At 71.2% G+C, this 11,873-nt stretch carries 5 protein-coding genes; all 5 read left to right on the top strand.

The window, feature by feature from the left end:
• Positions 1-3: 3 nt before the first annotated feature.
• The 5 genes from RCP38_RS16680 (at position 4) to RCP38_RS16660 (ending at position 11,846) form a co-directional block, all read left to right on the top strand.
• A complete protein-coding gene (locus tag RCP38_RS16680; RefSeq protein WP_308474030.1) occupies positions 4-756 on the top strand; it encodes an SDR family oxidoreductase in 753 nt (250 codons plus the stop codon).
• The gene (locus RCP38_RS16675; RefSeq protein WP_308474029.1) at positions 753-1,616 is read left to right on the top strand and encodes an NAD(P)-dependent oxidoreductase; all 864 of its coding nucleotides are present in this window, start codon (positions 753-755) and stop codon (positions 1,614-1,616) included. Before RCP38_RS16680 ends, RCP38_RS16675 begins: the two co-directional genes overlap by 4 nt.
• A 10-nt stretch (positions 1,617-1,626) precedes the next feature.
• Complete coding sequence (locus RCP38_RS16670) at positions 1,627-2,067, top strand: carboxymuconolactone decarboxylase family protein (protein ID WP_308474028.1); 441 nt, start codon at positions 1,627-1,629, stop codon at positions 2,065-2,067.
• Positions 2,060-2,935 carry an SDR family NAD(P)-dependent oxidoreductase gene (locus RCP38_RS16665; protein WP_308474027.1) on the top strand — a complete coding sequence of 292 codons (876 nt, stop codon included), beginning with the start codon at positions 2,060-2,062 and terminating at the stop codon, positions 2,933-2,935. Before RCP38_RS16670 ends, RCP38_RS16665 begins: the two co-directional genes overlap by 8 nt.
• A gap of 625 nt (positions 2,936-3,560) precedes the next feature.
• A complete protein-coding gene (locus tag RCP38_RS16660; RefSeq protein WP_308474026.1) occupies positions 3,561-11,846 on the top strand; it encodes a PGRS repeat-containing protein in 8,286 nt (2,761 codons plus the stop codon).
• Positions 11,847-11,873: the final 27 nt, after the last annotated feature.

Raw genomic sequence — 11,873 nt, 5'->3', positions numbered from 1 at the left:
CTGATGGGGCAATTCGATGACAAGGTGGCGATCGTCACCGGCTCCGGCGGCGGGATCGGGCAGGCCTACGCCCAGGCGCTGGCCGCCGACGGCGCAGCGGTGGTGGTCGCCGACATCAACGTCGACGGTGCCAAGTCGGTAGCCGACCAGATCGTCGCCGACGGCGGAAAGGCGATCGCGGTACGCGTCGACGTCTCGGACATGGAGTCGGCCCAGGCCATGGCCGATGCCGCCGTCGCGGAGTTCGGCGGGATCGACTACCTGGTCAACAACGCCGCGATCTTCGGCGGGATGAAGCTCGACGGCCTGCTGACCGTGCCGTGGGACTACTACGAGAACTTCATGCGGGTGAACCTCGACGGTGCGCTGATCTGCACCCGCGCGGTCTACGAGCACATGGCCAAGCGGGGCGGCGGCGCGATCGTCAACCAATCCTCCACCGCGGCATGGGTTTACTCCAACTTCTACGGGCTGGCCAAGGTCGGCGTCAACGGCCTGACCCAGCAGCTCTCCCGCGAGCTGGGCTGGCGCAACATCCGCATCAACGCGATCGCGCCCGGGCCGATCGACACCGAGGCCAACCGGGTCACCACCCCGGCGGCCATCGTCAAGCAGATGGTGCAGCAGCTGCCGCTGGCCCGGATGGGCACGCCGGAGGACCTGGTGCCGATGTGCCTGTTCCTGTTGTCGGATCAGGCGTCGTGGATCACCGGACAGATCTTCAACGTCGACGGCGGACAGATCATCCGCTCATGAGTGACGTGACCGAAACCCCGCGGCTCGGCTACATCGGGCTCGGCAACATGGGCGCGCCGATGGCCAAGCGTTTGGTCGACTGGCCCGGTGGCGTCACGGTATTCGACGTGCGCACCGACGCGATGACACCCCTGGTGGAGGCCGGGGCCAAGTCCGCCGACAGCGTCGCCGACGTCGGCGCTCACGCCGACATCATCAGCATCACGGTGCTCGAGGACGCCCAGGTCCGTCAGGTGGTCGCCGAACTGGTGACCACCGCCAAGCCGGGCACCGTGTTCGCGATCCACTCCACGATCGCCGACACCACCGCCGCGGAGCTGGCCGACGAACTCAGGCCGCAGGGCATCCACGTCGTCGATGCGCCGGTCAGCGGTGGCGGCGGGGCCGCCGACAAGGGCCAGCTGGCCACCATGGTCGGCGCCGATCGGGCGGTCTACGAGCAGATCAAGCCGGCGTTCAAATGCTGGGCGTCGCTGGTGATCCACGCCGGCGAACCCGGCGCGGGAACCCGGATGAAGTTGGCGCGCAACATGTTGACGTTCACCGCCTACGCCGCTGCCGGCGAGGCGATGAAGCTGGCCGAGGCGGCCGGTCTCGACCTGCAGGCGTTGGGCCGGGTGGTACGTCACACCGATGCGCTCACCGGCGGTCCCGGCGCGATCATGCTGCTGGACTCCACCGCGCCGCTGGCGCCGGACCACTTCCTGCACGACGCCTTCACCCACACCCGCGGGCTGGGGGAGAAGGACCTCGGCCTCGCGCTGGGGCTGGGAGAGGCCACCGGCGTCGAGCTACCGCTGGCCAGGATCGCGCTGGCCGAACTGGCACCCGGTTTGGGCGTGCCGCACTCCGAGGACTAGGAGACCACCGATGGACGAACTGCGTAGCAAAGGCTTGCAGAAGATGAATGAGGTCTACGGATGGGAGATGCCCAACATCGAGGGCGACCCATACTTCGACCTCACCGTCGATCACCTGTTCGGCAGCATCTGGAACCGCCCGGGGCTTTCCATGCGCGACAAACGGATCATGACGCTGACCGCGGTGACCGCGGTCGGCAATCGAGACCTGGCCGAAATCCAGATCAATGCCGCGCTGCTCAACGGCGAACTCACCGAGACCGAGCTCAAGGAAATGGCGCTCTTCGTGACCCACTATCTCGGATTCCCGCTGGGCTCGGCACTCAACGGCGCGGTCGACGCCGTGGTGGCCAGGCGCCGCAAGGCCGCCGCCAAGGGTGCGGCCGAGGACAAGAAGGCCAACGTCAACGACGCGGTCCAGATGCACGCCGGTAAAAAAGTGCATGACTGACGCGCTGCCGGCCGCCCGGGGCGCCGTCGTCGTCGGTGGCAGCCGAGGTATCGGCAGGGCGGTGGCCGAACTGTTGGCGGCCAACGGCGCCGGGGTGGTGGTCAACGGCCGCGACCCGGACGCAGTCGACGAGGCGGTCGGCGCCATTGCCGGTTCGGGTGGGCGGGCCATCGGGCTTGCCGGTGCCGCTCACATCGAGGCGAACGCGGTGGCGCTGATGCAGGCCTGCCGGGAGGAGTACGGCAGTGTCGACGTCCTGATCAACTGCGCCGGTGTCGCCGAACCGGCCGGATCGTCGATTCTGACGGTGTCCACCGCGCAGTTCCACGATCTGATCGACGCGCATCTGGGCACCGTTTTCCAGACCTGCCGCGCGGCGGCCCCCATCATGGTCGAGCAGCGCCGCGGGTCGATCGTCAACAGTGGTTCGGTGGCGTTCCTCGGCGACTACGGGGGCACCGGCTATCCCGCCGGGAAAGGGGCGATCAACGCATTGACCGTCGCGATCGCCGCCGAACTCAGCGAATACGGTGTGCGCGCGAACGTCGTCTGCCCCGGTGCGAAGACCCGATTGTCCACCGGTAGCGACTACGAGGCGCACATCCGCGACCTGCACGCCCGCGGTCTGCTCGACGACGTCAGTATGGCCGCGTCGCTGAACCCGGCTCCCGCCGAGTACGTCGCCGCGCTGTACGCGTACCTGGCCGGCGACCTGGCGGCAGGGGTGACGGGCGCGGTGTTCCTGGCGTCCGGGGGTTTCGTCGGCCGCTTCGATCGGCAGATTCCCGCGGTGCTCGGGTACCGCGATCACCAGAGCGCTGCGCCCTGGTCCATCGACGAGTTGCATGCGATGGTGACGAAGAGCTGAGCCGCGTCTCGGCGCTGTCGGTGAAGCTGAGAGCCGGGTGTGCGCAGCGGGGCGCGTGCTAGGGATTCGTTCGTCCGTGATCGCGGCCAGGCGGGGAATCGGCGCCGGGCTCGTCTTTGCCTGTCGTTGACCGGTGTTGACCGGGGACAACAAGGATTCAACGATCGTCCTGCCCGGTGGACGCATCGATCGCCATCGGCTGCCGATATGGCGCTATCCGGTCGGGACTGTGGACTGTGAGTCTCAAACAAGGCGGCGTAGCCGGGCTTTCATAAGGGATAACCCAGCTTGTTATTAATAAGACTATGGTGATTGTCACTCAATTAGTCCATTGTGATGGACATCATTGGATAATCAGGCGCAACCAGCGGATTTAACCCGCGGTTAACGTCGTGGCGTCTCCCATCGCGCACTTATATCCGACTTTAAGTTGGCGTGTCCACTCAGTCTCTGTAGCTTCCGTCTTTGCGGAAACTTTCCGCATCCTCAGCTTGGGGGCAGGTCAAATTTCGGGAGCGGGTAGGACGTGGCTCGTCAGCGCATCAGCAAGGTCAACGGTCGGACGCGGGGACGTGGAGTGCTCGCAGCATCCACCGCGGTGGGCGCGTTTCTAACCTTTGGACTGATGCCGGCGGTGACTCCGGCCGAGGCTCATGCCGACGAGCTCGGCTCCGGTGACTTCTGGGATTGGTTCGGTGTCGGACCGAGCGACAATGCCTCGGAGTTCAATCCGCTCGATATCTCGGCCTGGACGTTCACCGGTGCGTTGGACCGGGTTTTCGACGCCGATCAGGCGATTCAGTGGCAGGAGACGTTCTACCTGCCGTTGCACGACGTGTTGCAGGACTGGATCAACTCCGATCTGGGGCAGAGCGTCAACGGCATGATCAACGATCTGTTCGCGCCATGGACCGAGGGTGCCTGTGGGTTGATCTGCAACGGTGCCGACGGTACGGAGTTCAATCCGGATGGTCAGACCGGTGGGTTGTGGTTCGGTGACGGTGGAAACGGCTGGAACTCGACCATCGAGGGTGTCGCCGGCGGTCATGGTGGTCTGGCCGGGGGTATCGGCAACGGTGGTGACGGTGGCGCAGGTGGCCTGGGTGCCGATGGTGGTAACGGTGGCCATGGTGGTGAGCACTGGGGCAACGGCGGTGACGGTGGTGCCGGTGGTGCGGGTACCGCGTTCTTGGCCGGCGGAGACGGCGGCAACGGTGGGTCGTCGGGCCAGGCGCAGGACTCGTTCGGGATGGGTGCCTGGGGTAACGGCGGTAACGGTGGCCGCGGTGGTGACGGCTGGACCGGACTCAACGGTGCCGATGCCGCTGTCGCCGGCGGCGCCGGTGGCAATGGTGTGGCCGGTGGCAACGCCGGCAACGGCGGTAACGGTGGTGCGGGGTCGTCGTTCGTCGGGATCGGCGGCGCGGGTGGCGCCGGTGGCGTCGGCGGTGCCGGCGGTAGTGGTGGCGCCGGTGCTGCGGGTGTGAGCGGTGGTCTGACCGGCGTGGTCGGGGCGGGCCTCGACGGTGCCGTGGGTGGCGCCGGAGGTGACGGGGCGCATGGTGGCCGAGGCGGCCAGGGGGGCGCGGCTGGTTACGGGGGTTCGGCTGTCGGCGTTGCCGGTGTCGATGGCGATGGTGGTCGCGGCGGCAGTGGTGGCGTCGGCGGTGCCGGAGGCGCCGGTGCCGATGGCGGTGTGGTCGGTGCCGACGGCGGTAACGGCGGCGCCGGCGGTGCCGGTGGCCAGGCAGCTGCTGGTGGCGCGGCGGGTGGTGCCGGTGCTCGTGCGGGTGCCGATGGTGACGCCGGTGCCGGCGGCAACGGTGGCCAGGGTGGTGCTGGCGCTGCTGGTGTCGATGGTGTTGCGGGTGCGGTCGATGGCACTGCGGGTGGTAATGGTGGTGCCGGCGGTGCTGGTGGTCTGGGTGGCCTGACCGCCGATGGCCAAGCGCGTGGTGTACAGGGTGATGGCGGCAACGGTGGTGCAGGTGGAGCCGGTGGTGCCGGTCTCGATGGCGGGTCCGGGACCAACGGTGGTGCCGGGGTCGACGGTGTCGATGGAACCGAGTCGTCGATCGATGGCACGGCAGGTGGCCGCGGTGGCGACGGCACGGCCGGTGACCGTGGTGGCAATGGTGGTGCGGGCGGTAACGGTGGTGCCGCCGGTGCGGGTGCCCGTGACGGTATTGCCGGCCTCGGTGGTGTCGGTGGTGCTGCCGGTGATGGTGGCGATGGCGGCGACGGTGGTGCCGGCGGCCAGGGCGGTAATGGTTTCGAGCAGACCGGTGACGGTCTGGCCGGTGGCAACGGTGGCAGTGGTGGTGCCGGTGGCGACGGTGGTGCCGGTGGCGCGGCTGGAACCGTGGGCCGCGGTGGACTCTCCGGTGACGGGGTCCGGGCTGCCGACGGTGCCGCGGGAACCGACGGCGCCCAAGGCGTTGGTGGTGTCGGTGGTAACGCCGGGGACGGTGCCGACGGCACCGATGGTGCCGATGGCCGTGATGGCTTGACCGATGGCAACACCTCGGTTGACGGTGAAGCCGGCCAAGCCGGTGGCGCCGGTGGCAATGCCGGTGTCGGCGGTGCCGGTGGCAGCGGCCGCGGTGGTCAAGCGGCCGACGGTGCCGATGGCCTCGCGGGTATCGGCGGTGACGGCGGCAACGGCGGAGCCGGAGCTGCCGGCTTGGCCGGGGTCATCGGAGCAATCGACGGCACTGCGGGTGGCAATGGTGGTGCCGGCGGTGCTGGTGGTCTGGGTGGTCTGACCGCTGACGGCCAGGCGCGTGGCCTGCAGGGTGATGGCGGCAACGGTGGTGCCGGCGGAGCCGGTGGCGCCGGCCTGTCGGGTGCCGCCGGGACAAACGGTGGCGCCGGATCCAACGGTGGCAACGGGACGGCCCTCTCGCCCAACGGCGGCAATGGTGCTGCCGGCGAAGACGGTGCCGATGGCGGCCGCGGTGGCAACGGTGGCGCAGGTGGTAACGGTGGTGCTGCCGGCACCGGTGCCCGCGACGGCAACTCCGGTGCCGGTGGCGCCGGTGGTGCAGCCGGCAACGGCGGCGACGGCGGCAACGGTGGTGCCGGCGGAAACGGCGGCAACGGTACCGCCCCGACCGGCGCCGGTCTCGACGGCGGCAACGGCGGCAGTGGTGGTGCCGGCGGTGACGGTGGTGCCGGTGGACTTGCCGGAACCGTGGGCCGCGGCGGTCTCTCCGGTGACGGGGCCCGGGCGGCCGACGGTGTCGCGGGCACCGATGGCCGGCAGGGCTTCGGCGGAGCCGGCGGTAACGCCGGGCACGGTGCCGATGGCACCGACGGTGCCGACGGCCGTAATGGTCTGACCGACGGCAACACCTCCGTCGATGGCGAAGCCGGCCAGGCCGGTGGCGCCGGCGGTAACGCCGGTGTCGGCGGTGTTGGTGGTAGCGGTCGGGGTGGTCAGGCTGCTGATGGTGCCGATGGTGATGCCGGTGTGGGCGGTAACGGTGGTGCCGGTGGTCGGGGTGCTGATGGTGTCGATGGTGTTGCGGGTGCAATCGATGGCACTGCCGGTGGCAATGGTGGTGCCGGCGGTGCTGGTGGTCTGGGTGGTCTAGCGGCCGATGGTGTGAACCGGGCATCGCAGGGTGATGGCGGCAACGGTGGTGCCGGTGGTGCAGGCGGTGCTGGCCTGTCGGGTGCTGCGGGGCTCCAGGGTGGTGTTGGTGCCGATGGTGCTGAAGGCACCGCGTCGTCGATCAACGGTGGCAATGGTGGCGTCGGTGGCGACGGCACCGATGGCGACCGCGGTGGCGATGGTGGTGCCGGTGGTAACGGTGGTGCCGCAGGCACGGGCGCCCGTGATGGTGTTGCCGGTCTTGGTGGCGTCGGTGGTGCTGCCGGTGACGGTGGCGACGGCGGCGATGGTGGTGCCGGCGGCCGCGGTGGTAATGGTTTCAAGCAGACCGGTGACGGTCTGGCCGGTGGCAACGGCGGCAGTGGTGGCGACGGCGGCGACGGTGGCGCAGGTGGCGTGGCCGGGACCGTGGGCCGTGGGGGGCTTTCCGGAGACGGGGTCCGGGCCGCTGATGGTGATGCAGGCACCGATGGCCGGCAGGGTCTTGGTGGTGTCGGCGGTAATGCCGGTGACGGTGCTGATGGCACCGACGGCGCCGACGGTCGTAATGGTTTGACCGATGGCAACACCTCCATCCACGGTGAAGCCGGCCAGGCCGGTGGCGCCGGTGGCAATGCGGGTGTCGGTGGTGTTGGTGGTTCGGGCCGTGGTGGTCAGGCTGCCGATGGTGCGGACGGTGAGGCCGGTGTCGGCGGTAATGGCGGCAGTGGTGGCGCCGGTGCGGCCGGTGTCGATGGTGTTGCGGGTGCGATCGATGGCACTGCCGGTGGCAACGGTGGCGCCGGCGGGTCGGGTGGCCTCGGTGGCCTGACCGCCGACGGCCAGGCGCGTGGCCTACAGGGTGATGGCGGCAACGGTGGTGCCGGTGGTGCCGGCGGCGCTGGTCTGTCGGGTGCTGCGGGACTCCAGGGTGGTGTCGGTGCCGACGGTGCTGAGGGCACCGCGTCGTCGATCAACGGTGGCAACGGTGGCGTCGGTGAAGACGGCACCGATGGTGAACGCGGTGGCGATGGTGGTGCGGGTGGCAACGGTGGTGCTGCTGGCGCGGGTGCCCGCGACGGTGTCGCCGGTCTTGGTGGCGTCGGTGGTGCTGCGGGTGACGGCGGTGACGGCGGCGATGGTGGTGCCGGCGGCCAGGGCGGTCATGGTTTCGAGCAGACCGGTGACGGCCTGGCCGGGGGTAACGGCGGCAGTGGTGGTGCCGGCGGCGACGGTGGCGCCGGTGGTGCGGCCGGGACCGTGGGTCGTGGGGGGCTTTCCGGTGACGGGGTCCGGGCTGCCGACGGTGCCGCGGGAACTGACGGCGTTCAAGGTGTTGGTGGTGTTGGTGGTGCTGCTGGTGACGGTGCTGATGGCACCGACGGTGCCGACGGCCGTAATGGTTTGACCGATGGCAACACCTCCATCCACGGTGAAGCCGGCCAAGCCGGTGGCGCCGGTGGCAATGCCGGTGTCGGTGGTGTTGGTGGCAGTGGCCGCGGTGGTCAAGCGGCTGATGGTGCCGACGGTCTCGCGGGTTCCGGCGGTAACGGTGGTGCCGGTGGTCGGGGTGCTGATGGCGCCAACGGTGTTGCGGGTGCAATCGATGGCACTGCCGGCGGCAACGGTGGCGCCGGTGGTTCGGGTGGCCTCGGTGGTCTGACCGCTGACGGCCAGGCGCGTGGCCTGCAGGGTGATGGCGGCAACGGTGGTGCCGGTGGTGCAGGCGGCGCCGGTCTGTCGGGTGCTGCGGGACTCCAGGGTGGTGTCGGTGCCGATGGCGCTGAAGGCACCGCGTCGTCGATCAACGGTGGCAACGGTGGCGTCGGTGAAGACGGCACGGCTGGTGACCGCGGTGGCAATGGTGGCGCGGGCGGCAACGGTGGTGCTGCAGGTGCGGGTGCCCGTAATGGCAACTCCGGCGCCGGTGGCATCGGTGGTGCTGCCGGTGATGGTGGCGATGGCGGTGACGGGGGTGCCGGCGGCCAGGGCGGTAATGGTTTCGAGCAGATCGGTGACGGCTTGGCCGGCGGCAACGGCGGCAGTGGCGGTGCCGGCGGCGACGGTGGCGCCGGTGGCGAGGCCGGAACAGTTGGTCGCGGTGGACTCTCCGGAGACGGGGTCCGGGCCGCTGATGGTGTCGCGGGAACCGATGGTCGGCAGGGCTTCGGTGGTGTCGGTGGTGACGCCGGGGACGGTGCTGATGGCACCGACGGCCGCGATGGCCGTGATGGTTTGAGCGACGGCAACACCTCCATCCATGGTGAAGCCGGCCAAGCCGGTGGCGCCGGTGGCAATGCCGGTGTCGGCGGTGCCGGTGGTAGCGGCCGCGGTGGTCAGGCGGCCGACGGGGCCGATGGCGAAGCCGGTACCGGTGGCAAGGGCGGTAACGGCGGCGACGGTGCTGACGGCACCGACGGAACCCAGGGCACCGCCCCGGGAGTCGACGGCACCGCCGGTACCGACGGTGGCAACGGCGGCAATGCCGGTGCAGCGGGCAAGGGCGGACTGAACGCCGACGGCAGTGCGAGCGGACTCGACGGCACCCAGGGCGACGGCGGCAACGGTGGCGACGGCGGTGACGGTGGTGCCGGCTACCAGGGCTTGAACGGTGCGACCGCCGGTGCCGATGGCCAAAGCGGAAGCAACGGCGGAGTCGGTGGCGCCGGCGGTAACGGCGGCACCGGTGTCGTCGGAGGCACCGGTGGCCAAGGCGGCAACGGCGGACAAGGCGGCAACGGCGGCACCGGCCACGACGGCTACGACGCAGCCACCGATGCCGACGCCGCAGCAGGCACCAACGGCGGTCATGCCGGCAACGGCGGCAACGGCGGCCAGGGCGGCGCCGGTGGCACCGGTGGCAACGGCGGCGCCTCCACCGTGCCCGGCGGCACCGCGGGAGCCAACGGCGACGGCGGCGACGGCGGCGACGGTGGCAACGCCGGCACCCCCGGCGACGGTGGCGACGGCAAGGACGGCGACGCCGCCCACCCTGCCGGCGGTAACGGCGGCAACGGTGGCAACGTCGGTACCGCCGGGGCAGCAGGCAACCGCGGCGAAGCCGGCACCGGCGGAGCGACCGGGACCGGCAGCGCCGGCCGGGACGGCACGGCCGGTACCGAGATCACCGGCGTCGTCGGCAACGGCGGCAACGGCGGCAACGGCTACGACGCCGCCACCGACGCCCAGGCGATCGCCGGCGCCAACGGCGGCAACGGTGGTCTCGGCGGCAACGGTGGTGACCACGGCAACGGCGGCAACGGCGGTGACGGCGGCGACGGAAGCACCGGCGCCCGCGGCATCAACGGCGTGGCCCCCGGGGCGGCCGGCGGCACCGGGGGAACCGGCGGATCGGGCGGTAAGGGCGGTGCCGGCGGCGCCAGCGGCACCGAAGCCGGCAGCGCCGGATCCGGCGGCAACGGTGGCAACGGGGCCGACGGCGGCGTCGGCGGCCTCGGAAACAACGGCGCTACCGGAACTTTCGCCAACAACGGTTCCGGCAACGGCGGCCACGGGGGCCACGGCGGCGACGGCGGCAAGGGCGGCAACGGCGGTGACGGCGGTGCGGCGGGAACGCTGAACAACGCAACCGGTAGCGCCGGAACCCAAGGCACCGGCGGTGACGCCGGCAACGGCGGCAACGGTGCCGACCCGGGCAACGGCGGCAACGGCGCCACCGGCATCGCCACCCACACCACCGGCGGCAACGGCGGCAACGGCGGCAATGTCGGACACGGCGGGGCGGCAGGAACCGCCGGCACCGGCTCGAACGGCTCCGGCAAGGCCGGCACGACGGGCAGCACCCCGGACTACATCGTCGGCAACGGCGGCACCGGTGGCACCGGCTACACGCCGCCCGCCCCGCCGACCAACAGCGGCCAGACCGGCGCCAACGGCGGGGCCGGCGGCAACGGTGGCAACGGCGGCGACCACGGCAACGGCGGTATCGGCGGTACCGGCGGCAGTGGCGCAGACGGTGCCGCGGCCACCAACCTCAACACCGGTGGCCACGGTGGCCACGGCGGTGTCGGTGGCAAGGGCGGCCAAGGCGGCTCGATCATGGGCAACGGCGGTCACGGCGGCGACGGCGGCACCGGCGGTGCCGGCGGTCTGGGCTCGGCCGGTGAGCACACCGGCACCCCCGGCCCCAACAACTCCGAGCTTCCCGGGGCCGCAGGAAACGGCGGCGTCGGCGGCACCGGCGGCAACGGCGGTATCGGCGGCAACGCCACCAACGGCGATGCCGGCAACGGTGGCAACGGTGGTGCGGGCGGCGCCGGCGGAACCGGCGGCAAGGGCGGCATGTTCGACCACCAGTTGCAGAAGTCCGGCAACTCCATCGAACGCAACACCGGCTCCATCCACATCGGCCCGGCCGGTAACGGCGGTAGCGGCGGTAACGGCGGTAACGGCGCCGCCGGCGGAACCACCAGCGGTGGCGGCGTCAACGGCCGCCTCGGAGACGGCGGTGACGGTGGTGCCGGCGGTGTCGGTGGCCGGGGGATGAGCCCGACGGATGCCAGCGACAACGGCGTCGGCCCGATCTTCATCGACCCGACCAACCACAAGGACTATCCGAGCGCCGGCAACGGCGGCAACGGTGGCAACGGTGGCACCGGCTACCACGCCGGCGAAGGCGGCGACGGCGGTGACGGCGGTGCCGGCAACACCGGGGCCGGACTCAACGGCGGTAACGGCGGTAACGGCGGCGTCGGCGGTGCGGCCACCTCGGTGGCCAACGGCGGCGACGGCCGCGGCGGTGACGGCGGTGACGGCGGTGACGGCGGTGACGGCGGCACGATCGTCTGGGGTCGGCCGAACTACAGCACCAACACCAACGGCGGGAACCTCTCCGGTCCGATCAACGGCATCAAGGGCGGTAACGGCGGTGCCGGTGGTGCCGGTGGCTCCGGCGGCATCGACGGGTACGGCGGCAACGGTGGCGACGGCGGAAACGGTGGTGGACTCAACCAGCCGAACATCCAGGTCGGCCACTCGTCGACCAGCGGACAGCCCAACGGTGGGGCCGGCACCACGCAGGGCACCGGTGGCACCGCCGGTGCCGGCGGTCGCGGCGGCAACGGCGGCGGTGGCGGCCTGGGCGGCGGCACCGGCGGCGACGGCGGTAACGGCGGCACCGCCAGCCCCAACCCGGGAGGGGCCAACAGCGGCAACCTCGGTGGCAAGGGTGGTGCCGGCGGCAACGGCGGCGCGGTGATCGGCGGGAAGAGCGGCGGCACCGGAACCAACGGCTCGTCCAACACCGGGCAGACCGGCGGCCGCGGCGGCACCGGCGGCGCGGGAGGCCGCCGGTGACTCCGGCCCGACAGTCAGTCGAGAACC

The sequence above is a fragment of the Mycolicibacter sp. MU0083 genome, from assembly GCF_963378075.1.
GTDB lineage: Bacteria > Actinomycetota > Actinomycetes > Mycobacteriales > Mycobacteriaceae > Mycobacterium > Mycobacterium kokjensenii.
Note: the sequence above shows the minus strand (reverse complement) of the source record. Positions and strands in the feature narration are given on the sequence as shown.